This window comes from Streptomyces sp. NPDC029138 (genome assembly GCF_055564375.1).
In genome coordinates, this window is sequence record NZ_JBVHWM010000043.1 from 1 (window position 1) to 25,595 (window position 25,595).

Below are 25,595 nucleotides of genomic sequence, written 5' to 3' on the forward strand. Positions count from 1 at the left end.
TGCAGACTTCGCAATCCACACCGAACCCGGAAGGCCCTCACCCGTTCAAGCACCCAGCGCGTGTGTCACCAACGTCCCGAGACAGCACACCTAGGGGCTCTTGCGTCGGCGCGGGACAATGGACGGTGGCCCACCTGAAGGCGGCGCCCACCGAACCGTACGAGGAGGAGAGAAGACATGGCGGAGCCCACGCCGCGTCGTAACGAACCGCGGCTACGCCCCGCGCCCCTGCTCTTCGAGCCCGCGGAGGCGGCCGCCGATCCGGAGCACTTCTTCGACCTGGAGTCGATCGACGATCCGCGGGCGCTGCTGGCCCGGGCGACGGAGCTGACCCAGGCGTTCCGCGCGGCCGCCGACCGGGCCGTGGAGTACCAGGCCATCGCGGCCGCCCAGCTCGCCGACCCGCGCCGGTTCGACCGGCTGACCCCGGCGGACATCGCCGAGCGGGCGGAGTGGACCGAGGACTACGCGAAGAAGATGGTCGAGTTCGGCCGGGATCTGATGCGGGGAGAGGGCGAGGGGCGGACGACCGCCGACCCGCTGTAGCACCCCGACGGCATATGCCAGGCGGGCAAGATACTCCTCGCCGACCGCTACTGTCCCGGTTTTCGGCAACCCAGGAGAACGGTCCGCTCACCGGCTGTACATGTGGGTGTCATGACCAGCGCCCCGAACGTCACCCGTGTCAGCTCCGACGGCGTCGCCTGGCTCGCCTCGGCAGGAACGTACCCCCGAAGCACCCTCACCCTGTGGGAGGAGCGCCCGGACGCCCCCGTCGTGCTGCCCTGCGGCACCGTCTTCGACGTGGTGAGCGCTCCGACGGTCTTCGGGCGCCGCATGCTGGACCGGCTGTGGGACGAGGGCGCGGGCTCGGGGCCGGTCGCGGTGTTCCGGGGCCGGATGCTGCTGTTCGCCGCCCCGGGCACGGCCCAGCGGCTGCCCTCGCTGCTGGACTGGGAGGAGTGGGGGTCGCAGCGGGCCCGGGCGGTACCGCCGCTGCTGTGCCACGGCACCGGCGACGCGGTGACCGTACCACCCCTGACCTGCGACGATCCCGGCGGCGCCGCCCGCTGGCTGGTCGCCCCGGACACCCGGCACCCCTGGCTCCCGGGCCCCGAGGTGCTGGTCTGGGCGGCCGTGCGGGCAGCGCGAGCGGCCGTGCGGATTTCGATTTTTCCTCCCGCCGACCAGGATGCTAAGGTCTACGACGTCAGCAGGCGCCGCTAGCTCAGTTGGTTAGAGCAGCTGACTCTTAATCAGCGGGTCCGGGGTTCGAGTCCCTGGCGGCGCACGCGAAGGAAACGGCGGGTCCGGTTCGAAAGAATCCGGCCCGCCGTTTTCGTATACCAAACCGGCCGCCGCGCGGCACCGCACCTTCCGCCGCACACGGCGTCCCACGGCCGGCGCCCCACAGCACCTCACAGCGGGCCGCACCATCAGTCACTCACCCCCGGCGTGATCTTCACCGTCCAGGCGCCCGACGCCGTCCGCCCCTCCGCCTCCACCTTCACGCCCTGCCCGGGGACCGTGAAGCTCTCCCCGAGGGAGACCGGCGCGTCGGCGAGGGCGGCGTAGACCGAGTTCTCCCAGCAGGCCTCGGTGCGCGGGTGGGCGTCCACGACCTGGGCCGGGCCGTCGCCGGACTCGACGCCGCCGCGCACCCGGTAGACCAGGATGCCCTGCCGGCAGGACGCCCTGTCGTTGCCGGCCGAGCCGCGCAGCTCGAAGGCGAGGGCGCTGTCCGGGCCGGTGCGCACCACGGCCAGTTTGACTCCGTGGCCGAGGCCGAAGGCGGGGGTGCCGCCCACTCCCGGCACCGGCACGCCGGGCCCGGCCTCCAGGGGCTCCAGGGTGAGGCGGGTCGGTGCGGCACCGCGCACGCACACCACCTGGCGCGGATCCAGCCAGCCGAGCCGCCACTTGTGCCATCCGAACAGGTCGGGGGCGAGACCGAACTGGCTGCCCATCAGGTCCCAGTCGCCGACGTAGGTGTCCCAGTCGCCCTTGCCGTCGACCGGGCGGTGGTAGAGGTCGGGCAGGTCGAAGACATGGCCGGTCTCGTGGGCGAGGACGAGCCGGTCCGGCGGGTGGTGCTCGAACACGGTGACGACCCGCCGGACGTCGGCGCCGTCGACACGCAGGGGTGTCTCCAGGTTGACGACCTTCGTGGCGTCCGAGTCGACGCCGGGCGCGTCCGGGTCGGCGACGAGGTACACGACCTGGTAGCGCGAGAAGTCGACCTCGTCGTCGGCCACGGCGAAGGCGTCGCGCAGGTAGGCGGCCCGGTCCTCGGCGTTCCAGTCCCGCCGCATGGCGTACGAGGTCGACGGGCGCGGCATGCGCAGCCAGCGTTTCAGCGGGTGCGGGCGCAGGGTGAACCTGCCGTAGGACGCCTGTTCGTAGAAGCGGCTGGTGGCCGGGAAATGGTCGGCGGTCAGCTCGGCGGGGGTGGTGCGCGGGGTGGCGTCCGGGAAGGAGAGGAAGATCATGACGGCGTCGACCACGCCGGTCGGGCGGGTGTAGCCGGGGTTCCAGGAGTCGACGCCCTCCGAGTGGTGGGCCGCGGTGCGGTGCAGGGCACAGGGCGCCGGCGAGAAGGGCTCGGCGGCCGACGGGCCGGTGAGGATCGAGGTCGTGGCGAGCGCCGACATCGTGGTGAACACGGCGGCGGTGCTGCGCAGCTTGGGCACGGACATGACCTCCGGATGCGGTTCGCGGGACCCGCACCCAGATTGCTGGTAATCGATGCGCTTTGCCCTGTTTACCTGCACCAGAAGGGTGAACGCGCCCCCGTTGCGCGCCGGCGCGCCCCGGCGCTCGACACCCCCGAAACACTCACGGAACGTCACAACTGGTCGGGGGCCTGAAGAACCTGTCCAGGTGCGGGCAGAAACGATCTGTCAGAACCTGTGCTCGGTCCGGGACACTGGACAGTGGCTGGAAGGGCCCGGGGCCAGCCTCTATGATCGGCACACTTTCCGGCACGGACAGGCACGGACACAGATCGAGTGCACTGCGGGAGCGAGCGGTGAGCGGAACGTCCGAAGGGCCGACGCCCGCGGCAGACCTCGACCGGTCAGCCGTCACAGACAGTCACTACACCACCTACCACCGTGTCTTCGCGACCGCCCCGCTCGCCATGGCGGTCGTGGCCCCCGAGGGACTCGTCGTCAGCGCCAACACCGCCCTCGGTGAACTGCTGGGCACCGACCCGGACACCCTCGTCGGGCGGGTCGCCGCCGACCTGGTGGACCTGGCCTCGGACGCCCGCAGCTGGCACGCCTACCGCGAGGTGCTGCGCGGCCGGCAGGCCCGCCTGCGCTGCACCCGCCGGCTGAAGCACCCCGGGGGTCACTCGCTGTGGGTGCAGGTCACCGTCGCCCCGCTGACCGGCGAACCCGGCGTCCTGCTGTCGGTCGCCGACATCAGCTCGCGCCGCGAACTCCAGGCGCGGCTGCGGCACTTGCAGATGCACGACCCGGTGACCCGGCTGCCCAACCGCACGCTGTTCTTCGAGCGCCTGACGGCCGCGCTGGAGGCGGAGTCGTACGAGGAGAGCGGTACCGGCCGGATCGGCCTGTGCTATCTGGACCTCGACGGCTTCAAGGCGGTCAACGACACCCTCGGCCACCGCGTCGGCGACCGGCTCCTCGCGGCCGTAGCCGAACGCCTGACCCGGGTCGCCGACGAGACCGGGTACGCCCGCGCCGTCACCCCCCTCGTGGCCCGGCTCGGCGGCGACGAGTTCGCCCTGCTGGTGGAGGACTCCACCGGCACCGAACAACTCGCCGACCTCGCCGAGTCCGCGCTGAAGGCGCTGGAGGAACCCTTCGATCTGGCCGGGCAGCGGCTGTCGTTGACCGCGTCCATCGGCGTCGTCGAGCGGCACGCGGCCGGTACGACGGCCACGGGCCTGATGCAGGCGGCCGATACGACCCTGTACTGGGCGAAGGCCGACGGCAAGGGCCGCTGGACCCTGTTCGACCCCGAGCGCAACGCCCATCGGATGACCCGTCAGGCGCTGTCCTCCACGCTGCGTCCCGCCATCGAACGCGGGGAGTTCGTCCTCGACTACCAGCCGTTGGTGGCCATGGAGGACGGCCGGCTCAACGGCGTCGAGGCCCTGATCCGCTGGCGTCACCCGCAGTTCGGCACCTTGACGCCGAATCGGTTCATCGGACTGGCCGAGGAGGACGGCTCGATCGTGCAGCTCGGCCGCTGGGCGCTCCACACCGCCTGCCGGCAGGCCCGCCGCTGGCAGCTGGACCACCCCGGCGAACCGCCCATCTTCGTCAGCGTGAACGTCGCCGTACGGCAGGTGTGGGACTCGGACCTGGTGGCCGATGTCGCCGAGATCCTCGCCGAGACCGGACTCGCTCCGCAGCTGCTCCAGTTGGAGCTGACCGAGTCGGCGGTGATGGGCTCGGCCGGCCGGCCGCTCCAGGCTCTCCAGGCCCTCAGCGACATGGGCGTACGCATCGCCATCGACGACTTCGGCACCGGCTACTCGAACCTCGCCTACCTCAGCCGCCTGCCGGTCTCCACGCTGAAGCTGGACGGCTCGTTCGTCCGGGGCTTCCAGTACGAGGGCGACAAGAAGGCGATCGCCCCCAACCCGGCCGACGAGGTCATCGTGGAGGCGATGATCCAGCTCGCCCACCGGCTCGGTCTGACGGTCACCGCGGAGTGCGTGGAGACCTCCGCCCAGGCCACCCGGCTGCGCCGGATCGGCTGCGACACCGGACAGGGCTGGCTGTACTCCCGCCCGGTGCCGCCGGATCGTATCTCCGAGCTGCTGGGGGCGCAGTCCTACGCGGTCGGCAATCCGTAGGCGTCCGCGATCAGCTCGTAGGAGCGCAGGCGCAGTTCGCCGCGGTGGGCGTGCGAGGTGAGCATCAGCTCGTCGGCGCCGGTGCGCTTGTGCAGGTCGTCCAGGCCGGCGCGGACCTCGTCGGCCGTGCCGTGCACGATGTTCGACGTCCAGGAGGCGACGAACTCCTCCTCCATGGGGCTGAACTCGTGCCGCTCGGCCTCCTCCGGGTCGGGGAACAGGCCGGGGCGGCCGGTGCGCAGCCGGATCATGTTCAGCGCCATCGCCCGGCTCTGCCGGCGGGCCTCCCGCTCGTCGTCCGTGGCGAGGGCGGAGACGCCGATGAGGGCGTACGGCTCGGAGAGGGCGGCGGAGGGCCGGAAGGTCTCCCGGTACAGATCGAGCGCCGGGATGGTGTTCTGCGCGGAGAAGTGGTGCGCGAAGGCGAACGGCAGGCCGAGCAGGCCGGCCAGACGGGCGCTGAAGCCGGAGGAGCCGAGCAGCCAGATCGGCGGCCGGTGCGGCGACTGGACCCCGCCGGGGCTGCTGCCCTGGATGGGCCCCGGGATCGCGTGGATGCGCCCGTACGGGTGCCCGTCCGGGAAGTCGTCGTCCAGGAACCGGGTCAGCTCCGCGAGCTGCTGCGGGAAGTCGTCGGCGCCCTCGTTGAGGGTGTCGCTACGGCGCAGGGCCGCGGCCGTGGCCCCGTCCGTGCCCGGCGCCCGCCCGAGGCCCAGGTCGACGCGGCCCGGGGCCAGCGCCTCCAGCGTGCCGAACTGCTCGGCGATCACCAGCGGGGCGTGGTTGGGCAGCATGACGCCGCCCGAGCCGAGCCGGATGCGGTCGGTGTGGGCGGCGAGGTGGGCGAGGATCACGGCCGGGGAGGAGGAGGCCACGCCGGGCATGGAGTGGTGCTCGGCGACCCAGTACCGGTGGAAGCCGCGGGACTCCGTGAACTCGGCGAGCGCCACGCTGGTGCGCAGGGCGTCGGTGGCGGTACTGCCCGCGCCGACGGTCACCAGGTCCAGTACGGAGAGGGGGGCGGGGGCGGTGCCGAGCGTGGTGCCCCGGATCTCGTCTGCCTCGTCTGCCGACACGGTGTGGGCCTCCTGATTCGAGCGTGAGCTGTCCGCGACGCATAACAGGAGGCGGTCTCCGTTTGTTCCGCGGCTGCCCTCCCGCGCTACACCTGCACCAACGGCTCCCGGGTGAACAGCGCGCCCAGTGTCGGTGCGTTCACCCGGCGGTCCGCGAGCCTCAGGCCCTCCCACACCGTGACCTGGTTCGCGGTGAGCACCGGCTTGGACAGGGCCTTCTCCAGGAGGGAGAGGTGCGCGGCCGTGTGCAGCGCCGTGTCCGGCAGCAGCACGGCCTCCGCGTCGGCGGCGTCCGCCGCGCGTGCCAGCGTCAGCACGTCCTCCTCCCCCCAGGTGCCGACCTCGGCCGCCGTGACGATCCCCGAGGACCGCGCGCCGGTCACCTCCAGGCCGCCGGCCCGCAGGAACTCCGCGAACAGCGCGGTGACGTCCTCCGGGTAGGTCGCGCCGACGGCGACCCGTCGTACGCCGATCTCCCGGGCCGCGTGCACGAAGGCGAAGGACGTCGACGAGGCCGGCATCCCGGCCAGCCGGGCCAGGGTGCGCACCTGCTCCTGGGCACCCTCCCAGCCGTGCACGAAGCTGCCGCTGGTGCACGCCCACACCACCGTCTCGGCACCGGCCAGCCGCAGCCCCTCCATGCCCTGGGCGAGCCGCTCGGCGGAGCCCATCTCGCGCAGCGTGTCCACCCGGTGCGCGTCCTCGCCGATGTCGGTGTGGGCCAGGTCGACCCGGATGTCGCTGCCCAGGAGCTGCTCGATGCGTGGATAGTCGTCCTCGGCGGAGTGGCCCGGGTAGAGGAATCCGAGTGCGGTCATGTCCAGCCTTCCTGCGTCTCTTCGGGCAGTACGGGCCATGCGCGGGCAGCCGCGTCGAGCAGCGCCTGGTAAGGCCCCACGGCCCGGGTACCCAATCGGCGCAGCGCCGCCCACATCGTGACCTGGTTGGCCGAGATCACCGGCATCCGCAGCTCCGCCTCCAGCTGGGGGATGACGTCGTAGGTCGGCAGGTTGGTGCAGGAGAGGAAGAGGGCGTCGGCGGAGCCGGGGCGGGCCGCCCGGCGGGCCATGGCGACGACGTCCCGGTACGGGACCTTCCAGATGTGCCGGGTCAGGGACACGGTGTACGGCGTGACCAGCGCGACCCGCCGGGCGCCCAGCTCGGCCAGCGCCTCCAGCAGGGCGCCCGAGGTGGTCAGCGCGGGCAGGGCGCCGGCCAGGGTCATCGCCGCGCACATCGCGCGCTCCCCGGCGATCCCGCCGACGAAGCTGCCGCAGGCGCAGGCGTAGGCGACGACCTCGGGGGCGACGGCGGTGAGCGCGCGGACCGCCTCGCCGAGGGTCTGGTGCTCGCTGACCAGTCGGGCCAGGTCCAGGCTCACCTCGACCGGCACGAACGGGGTCCGGGTCAGACGCAGCGAGACCTCGTCGGGCACCCAGCGCCACAGCTCGCGGTCCAGGGCGAAGTCGAAGGGGGCCACCACGCCGACACCGAGCTGGGGGCGGGGGCCGCCGAGAAAGGAGACGTCCATGGCTGGCACCGGCCTCACGCTGGGAGACGAGTGGGCAACGGATCGTGGGTACGCCCGTGTTGACGAAGGTAGGTTCGGGTGCGAGCGTGGTCAATCCGCGCATAATCCGCGCATGTCAGACGCCGGGAGCCGCCCCGCATGACACCGACCGTCCCCACCCTGCTGGTCCTGGACGCCGATCCGCCGCCCCGGCTCGGCCGCCTGACCGGCCGCGCCCGGATCGTGCGCACGGACGCGGCGCACCTGGCCGAGCGGCTGCCCGGGGCGGACGTGCTGCTGGTGTGGGACTTCACCTCGCACGCGGTGCGGCAGGCGTGGCCCGGCGCGGGGCCCCGGCCGCGCTGGGTGCACACGGCGAGCGCGGGCGTGGACCATCTGATGTGCCCGGAGCTGGCCGCGTCGGACACGGTGGTGACGAACGCGCGCGGCATCTTCGACCAGCCGATCGCCGAGTACGTGGCGGCCCTGGTGCTGGCGGCCGCCAAGGATCTGCCGCGCACCCTGGAGCACCAGCGGGAGCGGGCCTGGCGGCACCGGGAGACCCGGCGGGTGGCGGGCACACGCGCGTGCGTGGTCGGCTCGGGCCCGATCGGCCGGGCGATCGTCCGGACGCTGAAAGCACTGGGCGTGACGACGGCGCTGGTCGGGCGGGCGCCGCGGACCGGCGTGCACGGCCCGGACGACCTGGACCGGCTGATCTCCCGCGCGGACTGGGTGATCGCGGCGGCTCCGCTGACCGAGCAGACGTACCGCATGTTCGACGCGCACCGCTTCGGTGTGATGCAGCCGTCGGCGTTCTTCGTGAACGTCGGCCGGGGCGGCCTGGTCGACGAGGAGGCCCTCGCCCGGGCGCTGGCCCGGCGCTGGATCGCGGGCGCGGCCCTGGACGTGTTCACCGCCGAACCGCTGCCCGAGGACAGCCCGTTGTGGGAGCTGCCGGGACTGATCGTGTCCCCGCACATGAGCGGCGACACGGTCGGCTGGCGGGACGAACTGGGCGCGCAGTTCGTGGAGTTGTACGAGCGGTGGGCGGCGGGCAGATCCCTGCTGAACGTGGTCGACAAGACGCGTGGCTACGTGCCCGGTCACTGAGGCCTGTCACCGACCCCTGGAGGGTGCATGCAGCTCACCGACCTGACCGCCGTCCGGCTCCTCGACGGTTACCGCAAGGGCGAGTTCAGCCCGGTGGAGGTGACCGAACAGGCGCTGGAGCGGGCGCGGCGGACCCGGCCGGAGGTGAACGCGTTCGTGCGGCTCACCGAGGAGGACGCGCTCGCCCGGGCCCGGGAGTCGCAGGCGCGCTGGCTGCGCGGTGAGCCGGCCGGGCTGGTCGACGGGGTGCCGGTGACGGTCAAGGACATCCTGCTGCTGCGCGGCCACCCCACGCTGCGCGGCTCCAGAACCATCGGCGAGCAGGGCAGCTGGGACGAGGACGCGCCCCCGGTGGCCCGGCTGCGCGAGCACGGCGCGGTGTTCCTCGGCAAGACGACCACGCCCGAGTACGGCTGGAAGGGCGTCACCGACTCCCCGCTGACCGGGATCACCCGCAATCCGTACGACCCCACGCGCACCGCCGGCGGTTCGAGCGGGGGCAGCGCGGCGGCCGTCGCGCTCGGCGCGGGCCCGCTGTCGCTGGGCACGGACGGCGGCGGCAGCATCCGTATCCCGGCCGCGTTCTGCGGGATCTTCGGGCTGAAGCCGACGTACGGCAGGGTGCCGCTGTATCCGGCGAGCGCGTTCGGCACGCTGTCGCACACGGGGCCGATGACCCGGGACGCGGCCGACGCGGCCCTGCTGCTCGATGTGATCGGCACGCCCGACCCGCGCGACTGGTCGGCACTGCCGCCCGCGCCGGGCTCGTTCACCCAGGCGCTGCGGGGCGGGGTGCGGGGGCTGCGGGTGGCGTACTCGCCGACGCTGGGCGGGCAGGTTGCGGTCCGGCCGGCGGTCGCCGCGGCGGTACGGCGGGCGGTGGCCGCCCTCGCGGACCTCGGGGCGTACGTCGAGGAGGCCGACCCGGACTTCAGCGATCCGGTGGACGCCTTCCACACCCTGTGGTTCAGCGGCGCGGCCCGGCTGGCCCAGGGTTTCTCCCCGCGCCGCCGGCAGCTGCTGGACCCGGGGCTGCGGGAGATCTGCGCGCAGGGCGCCCGGATGAGCGCGCTGGAGTATCTGGCCGCGGTGGACGTCCGGATGAACCTCGGCCGGCGAATGGGCCGCTTCCACGAGCGGTACGACCTGCTGGTGACGCCGACGCTGCCGCTGACGGCGTTCGAGGCGGGGGTGGAGGTGCCGCGGGGCTCCGCCCACCGGCGCTGGACGGGGTGGACGCCCTTCACGTACCCCTTCAATCTGACCCAGCAGCCCGCGGCGAGCGTGCCGGTGGGGCTGGACGGGGACGGGCTGCCGGTGGGCATGCAGCTCGTCGCCGCCCGGCACCGGGACGATCTGGTGCTGCGGGCCGCGCACGCGATGTACGAGGCCGGCCTGCCCCTCTCCGGGACGGTCACGCCCGCCGGAAACTGAGCGTCTCTCCCGCCGCCCCGCCGCGCCACAGGTCGGTGCAGGCCTCGGCCATGCGGTCGAGGCCTTCGACGATCTGGCCCCAGACGATGCCGGGGACCCAGCCGACGTCGCCGTTGAGGAGCAGGTTGTTGCGTTCGTAGAACAGGGCCAGGTCGACCACCGTGGCGCCGGGGCGTACCTCGTGGTCGTAGCCGTAGGCCCGGGTGCCCAGTTCGGTGCCGCTGAAGGAGAAGTAACAGAGGTCGCCGGGGATCGGGGTGACTGTCGGGTTCTCCAGTGGGGGTTCCGTGGAGGCGAAGGGCGGGAAGAGGGCGTAGATCTCGTTGCGCGCGTACTTGGCGTGGTGGACGTCGCCCGTCAGCGGCAGCGCCTCCCACACTGCCGTGCAGGTCAGGGGCGCGCGGTCGTCCAACAGTCGTGCCGTGCAGTGCACATCCCGCCGGTTCAGCGAGACGGTGACGAATCGTTCGGCCATGAGAACCAGGGTGCATAGCCCGGTTCCGCTTGGGTAGCCGCGCCGCCATGGCTCCACCACTTGGCAACGACGTGCACACCATCCGGTCGGAACACAGACACACCCGGCGCTCGGTGCTGGCGGGTCTCGCCGCGTTCGGCGCGCTGGGCGCGGCGGGCTGCACCCGGGTGGCGTCGGCGTCCGGGAAGAACGGCGGCGATCTGCTGGAACGGCTTCGCGCGCTCGGTGTCGTACGGCTCGGGATCGCCGGGGAGATCCCCTTCGGCTACATCGACAGAAACGGCAAGCTCACCGGAGAGGCGCCGGAGCTGGCGAAGGCCGTCTTCAAACGGCTCGGCGTGGACCGGGTGCAGCCGGTGCCGACCGAGTTCGGCTCGCTGATCCCCGGGCTGAAGTCCCAGCAGTTCGACGTGGTGGCCGCGGGCATGTACGTCACCCCGGACCGCTGCGAGCAGGTGATCTTCGCGGACCCCGACTACCAGATGCCCGACGCCTTCATCGTCCGCAAGGGCAACCCGCTGGGCCTGCGCACCTACGCGGACGCGCTGCGCCGGCACGCCAAGGTGGCCACCGGCACCGGGTACGCGCAGATCCAGCACGCCGTGGAGGCGGGCTACAAGGAGAACGACCTCGTCATCGTCCCCGACCAGGTCGCCGGGCTGAACGCGGTGGAGTCGGGGCGGGTCGACCTGTTCGCGGCCACGGCCGTCACCGCGCGGCTCGTCGCCCGGGACTCCGCCAGGGCCGAGTCGACCGAGCCGTTCGTCGCGCTCGTCGACGGCAAGCCGAAGGCGGACGGCGGCGCGTTCGCGTTCCGGCCGACGGAGACCCGGCTGCGCGACGCCTTCAACGCCGAACTGCACAAGCTGCGCCACAGCGGTGAGCTGTACCGGATCGTGCGGCCCTTCGGCTTCACCAAGGCCGAGATGACGACCCTGACCGCGAAGGAGTTGTGCGGCTGATGACTCCGGGACTGTGGGAACTCGTCCTCCAAGGCATAGGCACCACGCTCCAGTTGCTGGTGTACAGCGCGCTGCTCGCCGTCGCGGTCTCCTTCGTCGCCGGTGCCGCGCGCTCCCACCGCTCGCGGCTCGTGCGCTTCCTCGCGGCCTGCTACACCGAGGTGTTCCGCGGCATCTCGGCGCTGGTGATGATCTTCTGGGTGTTCTTCGTGCTGCCGGTCGCCTTCGGCTGGCAGCTGGTGCCGATGTGGGCCGGCACGCTCGCGCTGGGCCTGACCTACGGCGCCTACGGCTCGGAGATCGTGCGCGGTGCCCTCGCGGCGGTGGACCCGGCCCAGCGGGAGGGCGGGATCGCGCTCGGCTTCTCGCCATGGCAGCGGCTGAGGCTGGTCCTGCTGCCGCAGGCGGTGCCGGAGATGATCCCGTCCTTCTCCAACCTGCTGGTCGAGCTGCTGAAGGGCACCGCGCTGGTGTCCATCACGGGCATGGGCGACCTGGCCTTCAGCGGCAACCTGGTCCGCCTCGCCCTCCAGCAGAGCGGCCAGATCTACGCGTACCTGCTGCTGATCTATTTCGTGATCGCGTTCCTGCTCACCCGTGGGATGCGGGGTCTTGAGCGCCGGCTGAAGGCGGAGGTGGCCCGATGACCTGGGACTGGGGAGCGGTCGCCGACTTTCTGCCCTACTTCTGGAAGGGCCTGGTCGTCACCCTGGAGGCGCTGGCCCTGGGGTCGCTGATCTCGTTCGCGCTGGGCCTGGTGTGGACCCTGCTGACGCGCACGCCGACCCGGTGGGTGCGCTGGCCGGTGGGGGTCTTCACGGAGTTCGTGCGGGACACCCCGCTGCTGGTGCAGCTGTTCTTCCTGTTCTATGTGCTGCCCGAGACGGGCGTGACCCTGTCCCCGCTGACCACCGGCGTCCTCGGGCTCGGGCTGCACTACTCGACGTACACGATGCAGGTCTACCGGGCGGGCATCGAGGCGGTGCCGGCGGGCCAGTGGGAGGCCGCGACGGCGCTCAGCCTGCCGGTGCGGCGCACCTGGGCGGCGGTGATCCTGCCGCAGGCGGTCCGCCGGGTGGTGCCGCCGCTCGGCAACTACGTCATCGCGATGCTGAAGGACACGCCGATGCTGATGACCATCGGCGTGCTGGAGATGCTGGGCCGGGCGCGGCTCGTCTCCCAGCAGCACTTCCAGTTCACCGAGCCCCTGACGGTGATCGGGATCGCCTTCATCGTCGTCTCCTATCTGGCCTCCCTTTGTCTGCGCACCCTGGAGCGACGCCTTGTCCGTTGAGACCCGCAAGCAGCCGGCCACGACCGGCACCCTGCCGACCGAGCTGATCCGCCTGGAGGGCGTGACCAAGCGGTTCGGGGACAACACCGTCCTCGACGGCCTCGACCTGTCCGTGGACGCGGGCCGGCACGTCACCCTGATCGGCCCCTCGGGCTCCGGCAAGACCACGATCCTCAGACTGCTGATGACCCTCGCCGAGCCGGACGAGGGCACGATCACCGTGGACGGGCAGCGGCTGTTCCCGGCGCCGGAGAAGCAGGTCCGGGAGGTCCGCAAGAAGATCGGGATGGTGTTCCAGCAGTTCAACCTGTTCCCGAACATGTCGGTGCTGCGGAACCTCACCGAGGCGCCGGTCCGGGTGCTCGGCCTGTCGAAGGACGAGGCCGAGGCGCGGGCCCGGGAGCTGCTGGACCTGGTGGGCCTGGCCGACAAGTGCGACGCGAAGCCGACCCGGCTCTCCGGCGGGCAGCAGCAGCGGGTGGCGATCGCCCGGGCGCTGGCGATGCGGCCCCAGGTGCTGCTGCTGGACGAGGTGACCTCCGCGCTCGACCCGGAGCTGGTCGCGGGCGTGCTCGACCTGCTCAGGGACATCGCGCGCAGCACGGACATCACGATGCTGTGCGTGACCCACGAGATGGGTTTCGCCCGGGACATCTCCGACCAGGTCCTGATGTTCGACGCGGGCCGGGTCATCGAGGCGGGCCCGCCGGAGAAGATCTTCGGCGACCCGGAGCGGGAGCGCACCCGGGAGTTCATCAGCGCGGTCCTGTGAAGGCGGGGTGCGCGGGAGGGAAGACCCGAGGTCCGCTCACTGGGGAATGACTCTGGCATATGCCAGCGGGTTTTCGCCCCGGTTGGCGGCGCGGACGCGCGGGACGCAATGTCGCAACCCCCTCTCCCCCGCGCCTGTTTGACGGCTATCGTGGAGACGATCCGCCGACCCGGGTCGTGGCCGAGGGGGACCGACATGAGGATCGAGCCGACCGCCCCGTACCACTCCGCCCAGGACGCGCTGCGCGTGCTGGAGACCGTGGCCCGGCACCCCGCCGGTGCCACCGACACCGAGCTGGCCCGGCGCACCGGCCTCGGCGCCGAGCGGCTCACCGCCCTGCTGCGCATGCTGCGCCGCGAGGGCTACGTCGAGCAGGTCACCGATGGGGCGTACGTCACCGGCGACACCCTGCGCCGGCTCACCTCGGCGCACGACCGGGAGCGGGCCCTGCGCGACAAGCTCCAGCTCACCCTGGACCGGCTGCGCGACTCGGTCGGCGCGGCGGTCTACCTCAGCCGGTATCTGGACGGTGAGGTCCGGGTCACCCAGTACGCCGCCGGGCCGGCCACCCCGGCGGTCAACGAGTGGGTGGACTTCCGCTACTCCGCACACGCCACCGCCGTCGGCAAGAGCCTGCTGACCCAGCTGGACCACAACGCCCGCCGCGATCATCTCTCGCGGCACAGGATGGCCCGCCTCACCTCGCGCACCATCACGAGCGACAAGCTGCTGCTGTCCCGGCTGGAGTCGCAGCCGCCGACGGTGCCGGTGCTCGATCTCCAGGAGTACGCGGTCGGCACGGTCTGCGCGGCCGTACCGCTCACCGCGGGCTCCTCGGTCGGCTGCCTGGCCGTCTCGCTCCCGGTGGAGGACGCGCACCGGCTGAAGCGGGCGGCGGAGACGCTGAACCGGAACGCGGCTCCGGTGGTCCTCTCGCTGACGATCTGATCGACATGCCGGCGGTCACGAGCACCCCTAGGAACCAGGTAGTATTTTCTTTGTCGCCAGCCGCGGGACACAAAGCCCGAGGCAGGCGGGAGTCATGCGCCGCTAGCTCAGTTGGTTAGAGCAGCTGACTCTTAATCAGCGGGTCCGGGGTTCGAGTCCCTGGCGGCGCACAGATGAGGGGCCCTTCGCGGAAGCGAGGGGCCCTTCGACGTCTTCCCTGGTCAGGCGCCGGTACGACTCCTCGCCCGGCGGGCGCCACCACACCGGGTCGGCGCAGGTGCAGCCCTCCCGTCGCAGCCGGGCCCGCTCGATCTTGTTCGTCGCGGTCACCGGCATCCGCCGCACCACCCGCACGAACCGGGGTGCCATCTTCGTGCCGAGGTCCGGCTGGGCCCGCAGGAACTGGGCGAACCCCGCCGGGTCGAAGGTGCCGGCGATGGTCACCATCACCTGGTCCCCGGTGACCGGGTCCGGGACGCCGTACACGGCGACGGCGTCCGCGCCCGGGTACCGGGCCACGATGTTCTCGATCATCGCGGCGGCCAGGTTCTCCCCGTCGACGCGGATACGGTCGTCGGCGCGGCCCGCGAAGTACAGATAGCCGGCGGCGTCCCGGTAGAAGAGGTCGCCCGTCCAGTACGCCCCTCCCCGGCGCCGCTCGGCCTCGGCGGCCGGGTTGCGCCAGTAGCCCTCGAAGGGGTTCGGGCCCCGGTTGACCAGCTCACCGATCGCCTCCTGCCCGTTGAGCAGCCGCCCGGCGCCGTCGAAGACGGCCGGCGGGCACTCCCGCCCGGTGGCCGGGTCCAGCACCACCAGGCCGGGCCCGGCCGGACCCACCGCGCCCGCCGGGGTCCCGGGCGCCCACCGGATCGCCGCCCCGCCCTCCGAGGAGCCGTACCCCTCCACCAGCCGCACCCCGAAACGCCGCTCGAAGGCCGCCGCGTCCACCGCGCCCGCCTCCGTCCCGAAGCCGAGCCGCAGCGCGTGGTCGCGGTCGTCGGGGCGTGGCTCGATGGCCAGGAGGTACTGGATGGCCCGGCCGACGTAGGTGAAGTAGGTCGCGCGGTAGCGGCGCACGTCGGGCAGGAACCCGGAGGCCGAGAAGCGCCGGCGCAGCGCCACTCCGGCGCCGGCGGCCAGCGCGGGCGCCCAGTCCGCGATCACCGCGTTGCCGTGGAACATCGGCATGCAGAGGTAGTGCACGTCGTCCGCGCGCACCCCGAACTGGCGGACCAGGGTCTGCCCGGCCGCCGCCAGCCGCCCCTGGGAGCAGAGCGCGGCCTTGGGGGCGCCGGTGGAGCCGGAGGTGAAGTACAGCAGGAGCCGGTCGGCGGGGGTCGCCCGGGCCGGGTCGGGCTCGGCACCGGCGTAGGGCGCGAGGAGGTCGGCGTACTCCGGGGTGTCCGTGACGAGCAGCCGCACCCCTGGCAGGTCGAGCCCGGCGAGGAGCGGCAGGTGGGCCCGCTCGGTGATCAGGAGCGCGCACTCGGTGTGCCGGATGTCCCGGGCCAGCTCGGGGCCGCGCCGGGTGGGGTTGATCCCGGCGACGGCCGCCCGGGCGAGGGCCGCGGCGCCGAGCCAGAGCGGGAACTCCTCGGTGTTGTCGAGCAGCACCCCGAGGTGCGGTACGGCGCCGGGCGGGAGCAGGTCGGTCAGCAGCGCGGCGCGGGCGGCGGCACCGGCGGCCGCCTCGTGGTGGGTCAGCGTCCGCTCCTCGCACCACAGACCCGGCCGGTGATCACCCCAGCGGGCCGCGACCAGCGCGGCGACCGTCGTCGACTCCATGGCGCCGCACTGTAGCTGACGGCATGTCAGGTGTGGAGGGCTACGGCAGCAGGCCGTCCGACTCGGCGAAGATCACGTGGGCGAGGACCATGAAGCCGACGCAGAAGGAGCCGGCCACGCCGAGGAGGACCAGCCCGAAGCCGGTGCCGACGGCGAGCCTGCCGGGCGTGGGCGGCAGCGCGGTGGCCCGCTGGGGAAGCTCCGGGAGGTAGCGCACGGTCACGTAGTCGCCCTCCAGGACGGTCGCGGGGCCGTTCTCCTCCTCGAAGCGGACCGTGCGGCCCTCGCGGGTCGTGAACTCGTAGACGTGGTGCACGGTCGTGCGCACGGAGGTGTCCCCGCCGCCCCCGCTGGTCGTCGTGAACATCCGCAGGCAGCGCGCCTCGGCGGTCAGCCCGTGCGTCCACGTCCTGCGGAGCCGCCGGGCACGGCGGACGAGGAGATACGCGGCGAAGGCGAACCCCGCGATCATGAGGCTGGGCACGGCGTAGAAGAAGAGCTCCATGAGATCCCCCGAGGTCAGGTACGCCGCCCCCGCTCGGCCGGCGTGCGAGGAACGTACCCGGCGCGTGGGGCGGACCGCCTCAAGGGAAGCTCAGTATCAGAATCGGGACAATGTGATCCACTCGTGCACGACGAAGACCGCGCAGCCCGCGAGCACCGCCAGCCAGACGACGGCGACCGTCAGGTCCCTGCCGGGCCGTGGCTCGGCGGCGGTGGCCTTGTCGGGCTGCCCCGGGGCGTAGTGGACGAGGATCTGCTCGCCCACGCCGCGGTCGGCCGGGCCGCCGCTCTCCTTGAAGCGGACGGCACGGCCGTCCTGGGTGGTGAAGTCGTACTCGTGCCACTGCACCCGCCGGGCGGCGTTGTTGACGACCTGAGCGGTCGCCCAGGCGCGCACCACCCGGGCCTGTGCGGTGAACCCGCTCTGCCAGGCCGCGAGCCGCTGCCGCGTGCGGCGGACCATCGCCACGGCACCCCAGGCGAGGACGGCGAGGAACCCCGCCATGCTGATGTGGAACAAGGCGTCCATGGCGCCTGTCACCCCCGTGTGCGGTTCCCGGACTCACGTGCGCCGGTGCCGGAAGCACCGGCGCCGGCGCACGCGGACCTTACCCGAACGGGGATCAGAAGGTGACGTCGGAGCAGGCGTAGAACGCGTTGCCAGTGTCGGCGATCGTCCACACCGCGAGGATGACGTGGTGCCCGCTCAGGCCGGTCGGCAGGGTGCCGCTGTGGCTGAGGGTGGCCGGCGGACGCTGGCCGTTGTAGGGCACCGTCAGGAACGGGGTGAGGTTGAGGTCCGAGCGGGAGAGGTTGTGGTTCTGGTTCCAGCCCGGCTTGGTGACGTAGTACTTGAAGTCCGTCGTGGCGTGCATGGCGGTGAACTGCCAGCGGAACGTGTACGACTGGCCGCCCGTCACCTTCGTGGTGGGCCAGGCCGCGCCGGACGGCGTCTTCGGCGCGCTCAGCTGGGCGAACTGGCTCAGGCCCGCGTTGCAGAGCTGGCCGTCGGCGGGCCCGCCGGCCGGGAAGCCCTTGGGGCCCTCGACGCTCTGCGGCTCCCACTGGATCGAGCCGCAGTTCGCCACGGTGCCGTTCTGGCAGAGCTTCTGCCTGCTGATGGGGAGGTCGGTGTAGCCGTGCCCGCTGGCGCCGCCGGTGGAGAGCGCGAACGCTCCGGCGGTCACCGCGCCCAGCACGACCGCGGACAACTTGGTCTTGGTGCGCATGCTGCCGCTCCTGGAGAACGTGGGGAGTTCGGTGAGCTGTGCAGGGTAGGTCTAGACCAAGTCTCAGATTATTGCCGTGAGTTGAACATGTCCATACCAATCGCAGACCGGCTGCGCGCCGCGCTCCGCACCGGCTCTCCGGGCCCGCTCTACACCGGCTCCCCGCGCCCCGAACAGAACGCCACCGTCAGGTCACGGACCAGCACCTTGCGTTCGTAGTCGTCCAGTTCGACCAGACCACGCATGGTCAGGCGGGTCACCGTGTCCTCCACCGAGTCCACCACCGAGGTGAGCATGCTGGCCCGCTGCCGGGCGTCCAGCGCGGCGATCCGGCGCCGGTGCATCGCCCCGGCCACCTCGGGGGCGTACTCCACCCGGACCGGCCGCACCGAGAACACCTCCACGCCGACCGGCGCGGTCTCCGCCGCCACCAGCCGGGTCAGCGCGGCCCCGGCCGCCGTCACCCCGCCCCGCGTCCCGCCCGCCGGCTCCACCGGCACCCGGGCCAGCGCGGCCTCCACGCACTCCCGCAGATACGTCTCGTGGTCGTCGATGCCGAGCAGGGCACGCGCGGTGTCCCGCACCCGCCACACCACCAGCACCACCACGCGCAGCGCCAGCCCGTCGGGGTCCGCCGCCGGCATCGTCGCGCTGCGCCAGTGCCGCAGCCGCACATCGACCCGGCGGCGCGGCACCAGCGGGTTCACCCACAGCAGCCCGGTGCGCCGGACCGTCCCCCGGTACCGCCCGAACAGCCCGAGCACCCAGGCCCGCCCGGTCCGCCCCCGGGCCAGCCCGCCGAAGCCGAACGCCCCGAGCACCCCGGCCCCGGCGTACGCGGCCCACTGCGCGGGACCGAGACCGGTGCCCGGGTCCGACGGCAGGCCCAGCGCCCGCGCGGCGAGCGGCGGGAGCAGCCCCGCCCACCAGGTGGTGGCCAGGCAGCCGGTGACCCCGCAGACCCCGGCGAGCACCCCGGCCGCCCCGGGCAGCACCCGTGCCGGGCGTTCCACCAGCTCCGGGTCGACCTCCGGCAGCGGACGTCTGCGCACCGGTGCCGGGCGTCTGAGGCGGGGCTGCTCGCCGGTGCCCTGCCGACGGGCCACCACGGCCGGCCGGAGCGGCACCTTCACCGGGTCGGGGTCGTCCCGGAAGAGCAGATGGACGGGGATCTCGGTGGTCGCCTCGTTCTGGATCAGGCGGGCCGGCCGGGTGCCGGGGCCGACGGCCGCGTCGTCCGACTGCCCCTCGGACTCGGGCTGCGTGTGGGATGTGGTCGTACTCATGCGTGCTCCAGCCTCCGCGCCAGACGCGTCATGAACAGGGGGGTTGGGTCGGGGTCGGGTGCCGGACCGGTCAGGCGAACAGGCGGCGCCAGGTCTCCGGCCCCGGATAGCCGTCCGCCGCGCCGCCCCGCCAGCCCTGGGCGCGCTGGAAGGCCTCGACGGCGCGCCGGTCCGACTCGCCCCAGTGCGGACCCGGGCCGAGGGCGTAGAACCGGCCGAATCCCTTCTTCACCAGCTGGGCGCCGAGCCGGGTGATGTAGTCGTTGGTCCGACCCGGCCGGAAGTAGTTCCGGCCGGGGTAGCCGGGCACCCCGTGCGAGGCGGGTCCGGCGGCCCCGGACGCGATGTCCTTGCCCTGGCCCGTGCTCAGCAGCTCCCAGGTGCGCCGGCCGGGAACGCCGTCGGCGTCCGCGCCGGTCCAGCCCTGGGCCCGCTGGAAGGCCTGGGTGGCCCGCCGGTCCGCCTCGCCCCAGACGGGATCCGGGCCCTTCTCGTAGAAGGAGGCTCCGCCCCGGGCGATCAGCATCTGGCCGAGCAGGGTGACGTACTTGTTGTCGGCGCCGGGACCGAAGTAGGCCGCGCCCGGGTAGGCCACCACGGCCTTCCCGCCGGCCGCCGGCTCGGCTGCGGCCCCGGCCTTGGTCACGCCCTTGTAGCGGTAGGGGACGTACTTGTCGGCGTTGCTCCAGTAGGGGTAGGGGGTGGCCTGGCGGCGGGTGCGCGGGGGCGTCTGCTCGTAGACCGTGTAGTAGGTGTGCGTGTGGTCCGTCCAGCCGCCGAAGATCACGACGTGGGAGCCCTTCTCGGGGTTGTCGGGGTTGTGGTGGAGGAGGATGTCGCCGGGTTGCAGCTCCTCCTTCTTGATCTTGACGCCGAACTGGCCGAGGCTGCCGGTCCACTCGTTGTTCGGCAGTCCCCAGGCCATGGAGACATAGCCCGAGCAGTCCTGCCGGTAGCCGTCGGACCAGAAGGCGTACATGCTGTACGGCACCTTGGCGGCCACCCAGATCTTGGCCCGGTTGATGATCTGGGTCCGGGTGGTGGCGGGGATCGGGACGGTGGCGGGCGTCACGGGCTTGCCCGCCGGACCGTGCAGCGGGGCCTTGGCGCCCTGTGGGGTGGCGGGCTGGCCGTCGCCGGGCAGGGCCTGGCGGTGCGGGGCGTGGCCGGGGGTGAGGGCGGCGGCCGGCGCCACCGTGCCGAGCGCGGCGGACGCGGCGGCCACGACGACGACTCCGCGGGCCGCCGCGTGGCCGCGGGTGAGCAGGGGTCGGGGGACCGGCCGGCGCCCGTGGACGCAGCCGGGACAGTCACAGTCGCTCGCGGGGTCGATGTCCTCGAACAGCGGAGCGGTCATGCGATCTGCCTCACATTCGGGCGTGGTTTGTCCGCGAGTGTGCACGTTGATCAGTTTCCCAACTGGGTACGGAACGCGCATTTTGACGGTCCGAATGATGTACGCGGCCCGCCGGGCGGCTGCCGCGCCATCTCCCGGTGGTCGGAGGCACCCCTGGAGGTCGGGTAGAGTTTTCTCCGTCAGCAGGCGCCGCTAGCTCAGTTGGTTAGAGCAGCTGACTCTTAATCAGCGGGTCCGGGGTTCGAGTCCCTGGCGGCGCACCGACCGGAAGCCCCTCGCGGAAGCGGGGGGCTTTTCGCATGCCCGCCGCCCCACGCCTTTCACCGCATGCTCCCGCCGTATCCCCTCCGCCCGAATGGCCGGATACCCTCTGGCCATGGCAGCCCGGGACCTTCAGGAGCGGATCAAGAAGCTGATCGTGGACCAGCGGCTGCCCTCGGGTGCCCCGCTGCCCACCGAGCCCGAGCTGATGCGGCTCCTCGGGGCGAGCCGGAACTCGGTGCGGGAGGCCCTGAAGGCGCTCCAGGCGATGGGCATCGTGGAGATCCGGCACGGCTTCGGGACGTACGTCGGCTCGATGTCGTTCGCGCCGATGATCGAAGGGCTGGCCTTCCGTACCGTCGCCGGCCACTACCGCGGCGAGGACTCCCTGCTCCAGCTGCTGGAGCTGCGCGAGGCCGTCGAGACCGGGCTGGTGTCCCGGCTGGCCGGGCGGCTGCCGGAGGCGGACCTGGTGGAGCTGGACGCGCTCGTGGAGCGCATGGAACGCGAGGCCGCCGAGGGGACAGGACTCGGCGAGACCGACCGCGCCTTTCACGCCACCCTCTACCGGGGGCTGGACAACGTGCTGCTCGGCGAGGTCCTGGAGGCCTTCTGGGACGCCTTCCACCGGGTGCAGCGCGACCTGGTGGACGTGCCGCAGGACCCCCGGGTCACCTGCCGCCAGCACCGGGAGATCCTGGACGCGGTGCGGTCCGGCGACTCCCCGCGGGCCGAGCGGGCCATAAGGGATCACTTCGGCAACATCCGCACCCGGCTCTCCCCGCTGGCCGCGCCCCAGGGGTGATCCGCCTCCCGATGCTCAGCCGGCCGTCCCGGTGAGATACGCGGAGACCACGACGTTCGCCGTGTAACTGCCGCTGGCGCGGTCGAAGGAGCCGCCGCAGGTGATCAGACGGAGTTCCGCGCGGCCCGGCCGGCGGGGGCCGTAGGCCTGCCGGGCGTCGAAGCCGTCCCGGGGCAGCACGCGGACGTCGTCCACGGTGAACTCGGCGACCTTTCCGTCCGCGCGGAACACCCGGACCCTCTCGCCGGGCCTCGCGGTGCTGAGCCGGTAGAAGACGGCGGGCCGGGTCTCGGTGTCCACGTGCCCGACCAGCACGGCCGCCCCCGCGGCACCGGGCTTGGGGCCGCCGCCGTACCAGCCGACCACGCCCGGCTGGTCGTAGGGCGGCGGGTCGACCGCGCCGCGCGCGTCCAGACCGCGGGCCACCACCGGGGCCTGGACGCCCAGCCGGGGGATGTCCACGCGCTGGGGCACCGCCTCGGCCAGGGGTTTCGCCGCGCGCGGCAGCCAGGCCGGGTCGGCGGCGCGGCCGAGGACGTCACCCGTGGTGAGGCCGTCCGTGTCCCGCGGGACGTCGGTCACCCCGCGCCCCCACAGCCACAGCCCGAACAGCAGCAGCGCCCAGGCCAGGCCGGTGACCAGCCGCCCGGTGCCGGTGGCACGCCCGTGGTCGTCGGACATCGCGGCGCTCAGCGGGGGCCGCGGCTCCGGCGGGCGCGCAGCCCGACGGCGACCGCGGCGATCCCGGCGAGCGCCAGACCGGTGGCCGCCTGGACGGCGTCGGGGCCGGAGCCGCTGGTGGCCACCGTGGCGAAGTGAGCGGTGCCGCCGCCGCCCGCGGGGACCGGGGCGATCGGCGAGGCGGACCCGGCGGGCAGCCGGATGGGCTCTTCCGGCCGGCCGGCGGCGCCCGACTGCGCGACCGACCGCGCGACCGTGATCGTGCCGGTGAGCACGGCGCCGGCGCAGCTGACCTTCACGGTGTAGGCGCCCGGCTCCAGGGCGGACCGGACGCGGGTCTCGCCGCTCAGGCTGCCCTGGGCGCCGGTCAGCCGGGCGTCGGCGACGAAGGCGGACGAGGCGGCGCTGCCCTGCTCGCCGGAGCAGCCGCTGACCCGCAGGGTGACGTCGTCGCCCGGCGCCGGGGTGGCGGGGGTCACGGTGACCGCGCCGCCGTCCGCCGCCCGGGCCGACGGGGCGACCGCGGTAACGGCGGCGAGGGCGACCGCGGGGATTGCTGTACAGAGCGTGAGGCGTAGTGAGCCCATCGTGAACCTCCAGTTATCAGGAGGCTCCCCCGCACAGGGCGCCTCCGCATCCTCGGGAGGCACCCGATTGCTCCGAACGGGTGAGGCCGGGTTTCGGCCGGGTCAGACGAGATCGACCAGATCCGCGATGGAGTCGACCACCTCGGAGGGGCGGAACGGGTAGCGGTCCACGTCGGTCGGCTGGGTCACGCCGCTGAGCACCAGGAACGTGCGCATCCCCGCCTCCAGGCCGGCGAGCACGTCGGTGTCCATCCGGTCGCCGATCATCGCCGACGTCTCGGAGTGGGCGCCGATCGCGTTCAGCCCGGCCCGCATCATCAGCGGGTTGGGCTTGCCCACGAAGTACGGCTTCTTGCCGGTCGCCGCGGTGATCAGGGCGGCGACCGAGCCGGTGGCGGGCAGGTCGCCCTCGGTGGAGGGGCCGACGTTGTCGGGGTTGGTGGCGATGAACCGGGCGCCGTTGTTGATCAGCCGGACGGCCTTGGTCAGGGCCTCGAAGGAGTAGGTGCGGGTCTCTCCGAGGATCACGAAGTCGGGGTCGTGGTCGGTGAGGATGTAGCCGATGTCGTGCAGCGCGGTGGTGAGACCGGCCTCGCCTATGACGTAGGCGCTGCCGGCGGGCCGCTGGTCGTTCAGGAACTGGGCGGTGGCCAGGGCCGACGTCCAGATGTTCTCCACCGGCACGTCCAGACCCATCCGGCGCAGCCGGGCATGCAGGTCACGGGCGGTGTAGATGGAGTTGTTGGTGAGCACCAGGAAGGGCCGGCCGGACTCGCGCAGCTTCTTCAGGAAGGCGTCGGCTCCGGGGATCGGGACACCCTCGTGGATCAGGACGCCGTCCATGTCGGTGAGCCATGACTCGATGGGCTTGCGGTCTGCCATGCTGTGCGTCTCCTGGCGTACGTACGGTCGAGAAACGGGGGCGCCGGAACCACGGCGTACCGACGCCCCCAGCCTAGTCAGGACCGGCCGATCCTGACCCCGTCGATCACCTGGTACCCACAGGTCAGCCGCCGGTGGCTGACATCCGGGCCACGACGCGCGACGTGAGGTTCCTTCACCGGGCTCCGGCGAGCGGCGCGGGCAGGCCGGCGAGGGAGTCCAGCCCATGGGTGGCGCCCGCGGCGGCGAACTCGGCGTCCCCGTGGTCGCCGGTGCGCGCCCCGGCGACCTGGCCCGCTCCGGCGCGGACTCTCGAAGACCGTGTCGGCGCGCCGGGCGCTCTCCTCGTCGCCGAACAGGTGCCGGAAGGCGGAGATCGTGGACTCGCCCATGGTGGGGGTGCGCAGCCGGCGGTGGCGCGAACGTGGGCGAGGCGGTCGCGTGCTCGGCGGAGCCGGTCGGCATGCTCGGCGGAGCCGGTCGGCGTGCACGGCGGAGGCGGTCGGCGTGCACGGCGGAGGCGGTCGGCGTGCACGGCGGAGCCGGTCGACATGCACGGCGGAGCCGGTCGGCATGCTCGGCAGAGCCGGTCGGCGTGCACGGCGGAGCCGGTCGACATGCACGGCGGAGCCGGTCGGCATGCTCGGCGGAGCCGGTCGGCATGCTCGGCGGAGCCGGTCGGCATGCTCGGCGGAGCCGGTCGGCGTGCTCGGCGGAGGCGGGCGCGACGCCCGGCTCGCCGGCGCCGCCTCGCAGACGGGTGGGCGGGGGTGCGGGTCAGGGGGTTTGGGTGAGGGGAGCCGCTCGGGTCAACGGCGGTCGCGGGCCAGGAGATGCGCTGTCGTGCCTACGGCGAACAGCGCGGCGACGGCCGCGAGCAGGCCGTGGGCGAGTCCCGGACCGGTGCGGGCCAGCTCGCGCGCCCGCTCTCCGGCCGCCTCCTCCTGGGCGAGGGGCAGGGAGGCGTCCGGGGCGCCGGTGCCGGACCCGGCGGAGGCGGCGGAGGCGGTAGAGGTGGTGGGGGCGGTGGGCGGTGTGCTGCCGGACGGGGCGGCCGGCAGGGCCTCGGCGTCCTGTCGCGCGCTGCCGGACGGCGCGGTCGGCAGGCCCTCGGCCGCCTGCGCGCCGGCGGTCTCCCGCACCCCCTCCGACTCCGGGGAGTCCTCCTGCGCGGCCTCCTCGGCGTCCTCCAGCCTCTCCTCCACCTCCTCGCCGATCCCGAACCGGTAGGCGTTGGACTGCCCGACCCAGTCGCCGTCCCGGCCCCGCCGCTGCACGACGGCCGCGTTGGCGGTGACCTGGTCGGGTGCGGTGTCGGAGGTGAGCGCGAGCCGGACCCGGACGCTGACGGTCCGGCCGGCCGGCACGGTGAACCCGCCGAACCCGGCGCCGTCCAGCACCCCGACCAGCTCCTGCTCGTCGGTGGTCTCGAAGGTCACCGGCCGGGCCCGGGGGCCGTCGTAGAAGTCCAGCTGGGGCTGCCCCGGCCGCAGGGCCCGCTTGCTGTCGACGAGGACCACGACCGGATGGATGCCGGCGCAGGTCCGGCCGGTGGTGTTGGTGAGGTCGATGTACCAGGTGCCGTATCCGCCACCGGCCTCGTAGGTCGTGGGCCCGCCGCGGATCCGGGTGGCCAGCGGGAAGGTCCGCGCGTCGGCGGCGACGCACGAGGGGGTCGTACCGGCGGACGCGGCTCGGGCCGACGCGGGGACGACGACCGGGACGACGACGGCGGCGGCTGCGGCGAGGCAGAGGGACAGGGACGTGCACAGTCGCATGAACACATGATCATGCCGGGTGGAG

Annotated in this window: 26 protein-coding genes and 3 tRNA genes; 14 read left to right on the plus strand and 15 right to left on the minus strand. The window is 73.1% G+C overall.

Annotated elements, in window-relative coordinates; all coding sequences use genetic code 11:
- Positions 1–177: 177 nt before the first annotated feature.
- The 3 genes from ACZ4WH_RS28020 (at position 178) to ACZ4WH_RS28030 (ending at position 1,291) form a co-directional block, all read left to right on the plus strand.
- Positions 178–546: a hypothetical protein gene (locus ACZ4WH_RS28020; protein WP_468185524.1), complete on the plus strand. Its 369-nt coding sequence runs from the start codon at positions 178–180 to the stop codon at positions 544–546.
- A gap of 111 nt (positions 547–657) precedes the next feature.
- Positions 658–1,227, plus strand: coding sequence for a bifunctional DNA primase/polymerase (locus ACZ4WH_RS28025; RefSeq protein WP_468185527.1), 570 nt, complete (start codon positions 658–660; stop codon positions 1,225–1,227).
- Positions 1,218–1,291: transfer RNA gene (locus ACZ4WH_RS28030), tRNA-Lys, on the plus strand. The genes ACZ4WH_RS28025 and ACZ4WH_RS28030 overlap by 10 nt, the downstream gene beginning before the upstream one ends.
- 145 nt (positions 1,292–1,436) lie before the next feature.
- On the opposite strand, the gene ACZ4WH_RS28035 is transcribed toward ACZ4WH_RS28030, so the two are convergent.
- Positions 1,437–2,696, minus strand: a complete 1,260-nt coding sequence (locus ACZ4WH_RS28035; RefSeq protein WP_468185529.1) for a M6 family metalloprotease domain-containing protein — start codon at positions 2,694–2,696, stop codon at positions 1,437–1,439.
- A 332-nt stretch (positions 2,697–3,028) separates the two neighbouring features.
- On the opposite strand from ACZ4WH_RS28035, the gene ACZ4WH_RS28040 reads away from it, so the two are divergent.
- Entirely contained in the window at positions 3,029–4,831 is a 1,803-nt protein-coding gene (locus tag ACZ4WH_RS28040; RefSeq protein ID WP_468185531.1) for a putative bifunctional diguanylate cyclase/phosphodiesterase, read from the plus strand.
- Here the strand turns inward: ACZ4WH_RS28040 and ACZ4WH_RS28045 are convergent.
- The 3 genes from ACZ4WH_RS28045 to ACZ4WH_RS28055 all read right to left on the minus strand — a co-directional run bounded on the left by ACZ4WH_RS28045 (position 4,810) and on the right by ACZ4WH_RS28055 (position 7,438).
- Positions 4,810–5,907 (minus strand): LLM class flavin-dependent oxidoreductase, encoded by a 1,098-nt coding sequence (locus ACZ4WH_RS28045; RefSeq protein WP_468185533.1) that lies wholly within the window; start codon positions 5,905–5,907, stop codon positions 4,810–4,812. The genes ACZ4WH_RS28040 and ACZ4WH_RS28045 overlap by 22 nt on opposite strands.
- Before the next feature lie 86 nt (positions 5,908–5,993).
- Positions 5,994–6,725, minus strand: a complete 732-nt coding sequence (locus ACZ4WH_RS28050) for a maleate cis-trans isomerase family protein (RefSeq protein WP_468185535.1) — start codon at positions 6,723–6,725, stop codon at positions 5,994–5,996.
- On the minus strand, positions 6,722–7,438 hold the full coding sequence (locus ACZ4WH_RS28055) for a maleate cis-trans isomerase family protein (protein WP_468185538.1): 717 nt from the start codon (positions 7,436–7,438) through the stop codon (positions 6,722–6,724). The genes ACZ4WH_RS28050 and ACZ4WH_RS28055 overlap by 4 nt, the downstream gene beginning before the upstream one ends.
- A gap of 138 nt (positions 7,439–7,576) precedes the next feature.
- On the opposite strand from ACZ4WH_RS28055, the gene ACZ4WH_RS28060 reads away from it, so the two are divergent.
- Both ACZ4WH_RS28060 and ACZ4WH_RS28065 read left to right on the plus strand, forming a co-directional pair.
- The gene (locus ACZ4WH_RS28060; RefSeq protein ID WP_468185540.1) at positions 7,577–8,530 is read left to right on the plus strand and encodes a D-2-hydroxyacid dehydrogenase; all 954 of its coding nucleotides are present in this window, start codon (positions 7,577–7,579) and stop codon (positions 8,528–8,530) included.
- A gap of 27 nt (positions 8,531–8,557) precedes the next feature.
- Positions 8,558–9,964, plus strand: coding sequence for an amidase (locus ACZ4WH_RS28065; protein WP_468185542.1), 1,407 nt, complete (start codon positions 8,558–8,560; stop codon positions 9,962–9,964).
- Here the strand turns inward: ACZ4WH_RS28065 and ACZ4WH_RS28070 are convergent.
- A complete protein-coding gene (locus tag ACZ4WH_RS28070; protein ID WP_468185545.1) occupies positions 9,945–10,439 on the minus strand; it encodes a DUF3830 family protein in 495 nt (164 codons plus the stop codon). The genes ACZ4WH_RS28065 and ACZ4WH_RS28070 overlap by 20 nt on opposite strands.
- A gap of 47 nt (positions 10,440–10,486) precedes the next feature.
- Here ACZ4WH_RS28070 and ehuB point away from each other — a divergent pair, with 47 nt between their 5' ends.
- The 6 genes from ehuB (at position 10,487) to ACZ4WH_RS28100 (ending at position 14,585) form a co-directional block, all read left to right on the plus strand.
- The gene (ehuB, locus tag ACZ4WH_RS28075; RefSeq protein WP_468185548.1) at positions 10,487–11,401 is read left to right on the plus strand and encodes an ectoine/hydroxyectoine ABC transporter substrate-binding protein EhuB; all 915 of its coding nucleotides are present in this window, start codon (positions 10,487–10,489) and stop codon (positions 11,399–11,401) included.
- Positions 11,401–12,048: an ectoine/hydroxyectoine ABC transporter permease subunit EhuC gene (gene ehuC, locus ACZ4WH_RS28080; protein WP_468185550.1), complete on the plus strand. Its 648-nt coding sequence runs from the start codon at positions 11,401–11,403 to the stop codon at positions 12,046–12,048. The genes ehuB and ehuC overlap by 1 nt, the downstream gene beginning before the upstream one ends.
- Positions 12,045–12,695 (plus strand): ectoine/hydroxyectoine ABC transporter permease subunit EhuD, encoded by a 651-nt coding sequence (ehuD, locus tag ACZ4WH_RS28085; protein WP_468185553.1) that lies wholly within the window; start codon positions 12,045–12,047, stop codon positions 12,693–12,695. Before ehuC ends, ehuD begins: the two co-directional genes overlap by 4 nt.
- The gene (gene ehuA, locus ACZ4WH_RS28090; protein ID WP_468185555.1) at positions 12,685–13,467 is read left to right on the plus strand and encodes an ectoine/hydroxyectoine ABC transporter ATP-binding protein EhuA; all 783 of its coding nucleotides are present in this window, start codon (positions 12,685–12,687) and stop codon (positions 13,465–13,467) included. Before ehuD ends, ehuA begins: the two co-directional genes overlap by 11 nt.
- 195 nt (positions 13,468–13,662) lie before the next feature.
- Positions 13,663–14,415 carry an IclR family transcriptional regulator gene (locus tag ACZ4WH_RS28095; protein WP_468185557.1) on the plus strand — a complete coding sequence of 251 codons (753 nt, stop codon included), beginning with the start codon at positions 13,663–13,665 and terminating at the stop codon, positions 14,413–14,415.
- Between the two features lie 96 nt (positions 14,416–14,511).
- Positions 14,512–14,585, plus strand: a tRNA-Lys gene (locus ACZ4WH_RS28100).
- On the opposite strand, the gene ACZ4WH_RS28105 is transcribed toward ACZ4WH_RS28100, so the two are convergent.
- From ACZ4WH_RS28105 to ACZ4WH_RS28130, 6 genes are all read right to left on the minus strand, one after another.
- Positions 14,551–16,200, minus strand: coding sequence for a long-chain-fatty-acid--CoA ligase (locus tag ACZ4WH_RS28105; protein ID WP_468185560.1), 1,650 nt, complete (start codon positions 16,198–16,200; stop codon positions 14,551–14,553). The two genes, ACZ4WH_RS28100 and ACZ4WH_RS28105, sit on opposite strands and share 35 nt — an antisense overlap.
- Positions 16,201–16,240: 40 nt before the next feature.
- Positions 16,241–16,705, minus strand: coding sequence for a DUF3592 domain-containing protein (locus tag ACZ4WH_RS28110; RefSeq protein ID WP_468185562.1), 465 nt, complete (start codon positions 16,703–16,705; stop codon positions 16,241–16,243).
- Positions 16,706–16,801: 96 nt separating this feature from the next.
- The gene (locus ACZ4WH_RS28115) at positions 16,802–17,233 is read right to left on the minus strand and encodes a hypothetical protein (RefSeq protein ID WP_468185564.1); all 432 of its coding nucleotides are present in this window, start codon (positions 17,231–17,233) and stop codon (positions 16,802–16,804) included.
- A gap of 94 nt (positions 17,234–17,327) precedes the next feature.
- A complete protein-coding gene (locus ACZ4WH_RS28120) occupies positions 17,328–17,933 on the minus strand; it encodes a lytic polysaccharide monooxygenase auxiliary activity family 9 protein (RefSeq protein ID WP_468185567.1) in 606 nt (201 codons plus the stop codon).
- Positions 17,934–18,082: 149 nt separating this feature from the next.
- Positions 18,083–19,219, minus strand: coding sequence for an SPFH domain-containing protein (locus tag ACZ4WH_RS28125; protein ID WP_468185569.1), 1,137 nt, complete (start codon positions 19,217–19,219; stop codon positions 18,083–18,085).
- 70 nt (positions 19,220–19,289) lie between these two features.
- Positions 19,290–20,576, minus strand: coding sequence for a peptidoglycan-binding protein (locus ACZ4WH_RS28130; protein ID WP_468185572.1), 1,287 nt, complete (start codon positions 20,574–20,576; stop codon positions 19,290–19,292).
- 186 nt (positions 20,577–20,762) lie between these two features.
- Between ACZ4WH_RS28130 and ACZ4WH_RS28135 the strand changes: the two genes are divergently transcribed.
- Both ACZ4WH_RS28135 and ACZ4WH_RS28140 read left to right on the plus strand, forming a co-directional pair.
- Positions 20,763–20,836 (plus strand) — tRNA-Lys (locus ACZ4WH_RS28135).
- A 116-nt stretch (positions 20,837–20,952) separates the two neighbouring features.
- Complete coding sequence (locus ACZ4WH_RS28140; RefSeq protein WP_468185575.1) at positions 20,953–21,642, plus strand: FadR/GntR family transcriptional regulator; 690 nt, start codon at positions 20,953–20,955, stop codon at positions 21,640–21,642.
- A gap of 15 nt (positions 21,643–21,657) precedes the next feature.
- Here ACZ4WH_RS28140 and ACZ4WH_RS28145 read toward each other — a convergent pair whose 3' ends face one another.
- The 4 genes from ACZ4WH_RS28145 to ACZ4WH_RS28160 form a co-directional block, all read right to left on the minus strand.
- Entirely contained in the window at positions 21,658–22,323 is a 666-nt protein-coding gene (locus ACZ4WH_RS28145) for a class F sortase (RefSeq protein ID WP_468185577.1), read from the minus strand.
- Positions 22,324–22,331: 8 nt separating this feature from the next.
- Positions 22,332–22,910, minus strand: a complete 579-nt coding sequence (locus ACZ4WH_RS28150; protein ID WP_468185579.1) for a hypothetical protein — start codon at positions 22,908–22,910, stop codon at positions 22,332–22,334.
- Positions 22,911–23,012: 102 nt separating this feature from the next.
- Positions 23,013–23,792, minus strand: a complete 780-nt coding sequence (locus ACZ4WH_RS28155) for an HAD-IIA family hydrolase (RefSeq protein WP_468185582.1) — start codon at positions 23,790–23,792, stop codon at positions 23,013–23,015.
- An 809-nt stretch (positions 23,793–24,601) separates the two neighbouring features.
- Positions 24,602–25,570, minus strand: coding sequence for a hypothetical protein (locus ACZ4WH_RS28160; protein WP_468185585.1), 969 nt, complete (start codon positions 25,568–25,570; stop codon positions 24,602–24,604).
- Positions 25,571–25,595: the final 25 nt, after the last annotated feature.

Excerpts from the sequence above, each read along its gene's own strand:
- ACZ4WH_RS28055 (WP_468185538.1), bottom strand. The coding sequence starts at position 7,438 with ATGGACGTCTCCTTTCTCGGCGGCCCCCGCCCCCAGCTCGGTGTCGGC.
- ACZ4WH_RS28125 (WP_468185569.1), bottom strand. The coding sequence starts at position 19,219 with ATGAGTACGACCACATCCCACACGCAGCCCGAGTCCGAGGGGCAGTCG.
- ACZ4WH_RS28160 (WP_468185585.1), bottom strand. The coding sequence starts at position 25,570 with ATGCGACTGTGCACGTCCCTGTCCCTCTGCCTCGCCGCAGCCGCCGCC.
- ACZ4WH_RS28105 (WP_468185560.1), bottom strand. The coding sequence starts at position 16,200 with ATGGAGTCGACGACGGTCGCCGCGCTGGTCGCGGCCCGCTGGGGTGAT.
- ACZ4WH_RS28050 (WP_468185535.1), bottom strand. The coding sequence starts at position 6,725 with ATGACCGCACTCGGATTCCTCTACCCGGGCCACTCCGCCGAGGACGAC.
- ACZ4WH_RS28145 (WP_468185577.1), bottom strand. The coding sequence starts at position 22,323 with ATGTCCGACGACCACGGGCGTGCCACCGGCACCGGGCGGCTGGTCACC.
- ACZ4WH_RS28120 (WP_468185567.1), bottom strand. The coding sequence starts at position 17,933 with ATGCGCACCAAGACCAAGTTGTCCGCGGTCGTGCTGGGCGCGGTGACC.
- ACZ4WH_RS28110 (WP_468185562.1), bottom strand. The coding sequence starts at position 16,705 with ATGGAGCTCTTCTTCTACGCCGTGCCCAGCCTCATGATCGCGGGGTTC.
- ACZ4WH_RS28115 (WP_468185564.1), bottom strand. The coding sequence starts at position 17,233 with ATGGACGCCTTGTTCCACATCAGCATGGCGGGGTTCCTCGCCGTCCTC.
- ACZ4WH_RS28140 (WP_468185575.1), top strand. The coding sequence starts at position 20,953 with ATGGCAGCCCGGGACCTTCAGGAGCGGATCAAGAAGCTGATCGTGGAC.
- ehuD (WP_468185553.1), top strand. The coding sequence starts at position 12,045 with ATGACCTGGGACTGGGGAGCGGTCGCCGACTTTCTGCCCTACTTCTGG.
- ACZ4WH_RS28065 (WP_468185542.1), top strand. The coding sequence starts at position 8,558 with ATGCAGCTCACCGACCTGACCGCCGTCCGGCTCCTCGACGGTTACCGC.
- ehuC (WP_468185550.1), top strand. The coding sequence starts at position 11,401 with ATGACTCCGGGACTGTGGGAACTCGTCCTCCAAGGCATAGGCACCACG.
- ACZ4WH_RS28130 (WP_468185572.1), bottom strand. The coding sequence starts at position 20,576 with ATGACCGCTCCGCTGTTCGAGGACATCGACCCCGCGAGCGACTGTGAC.
- ACZ4WH_RS28155 (WP_468185582.1), bottom strand. The coding sequence starts at position 23,792 with ATGGCAGACCGCAAGCCCATCGAGTCATGGCTCACCGACATGGACGGC.
- ACZ4WH_RS28025 (WP_468185527.1), top strand. The coding sequence starts at position 658 with ATGACCAGCGCCCCGAACGTCACCCGTGTCAGCTCCGACGGCGTCGCC.
- ACZ4WH_RS28095 (WP_468185557.1), top strand. The coding sequence starts at position 13,663 with ATGAGGATCGAGCCGACCGCCCCGTACCACTCCGCCCAGGACGCGCTG.
- ACZ4WH_RS28035 (WP_468185529.1), bottom strand. The coding sequence starts at position 2,696 with ATGTCCGTGCCCAAGCTGCGCAGCACCGCCGCCGTGTTCACCACGATG.
- ACZ4WH_RS28070 (WP_468185545.1), bottom strand. The coding sequence starts at position 10,439 with ATGGCCGAACGATTCGTCACCGTCTCGCTGAACCGGCGGGATGTGCAC.
- ACZ4WH_RS28060 (WP_468185540.1), top strand. The coding sequence starts at position 7,577 with ATGACACCGACCGTCCCCACCCTGCTGGTCCTGGACGCCGATCCGCCG.
- ACZ4WH_RS28020 (WP_468185524.1), top strand. The coding sequence starts at position 178 with ATGGCGGAGCCCACGCCGCGTCGTAACGAACCGCGGCTACGCCCCGCG.
- ACZ4WH_RS28150 (WP_468185579.1), bottom strand. The coding sequence starts at position 22,910 with ATGGGCTCACTACGCCTCACGCTCTGTACAGCAATCCCCGCGGTCGCC.
- ehuB (WP_468185548.1), top strand. The coding sequence starts at position 10,487 with ATGGCTCCACCACTTGGCAACGACGTGCACACCATCCGGTCGGAACAC.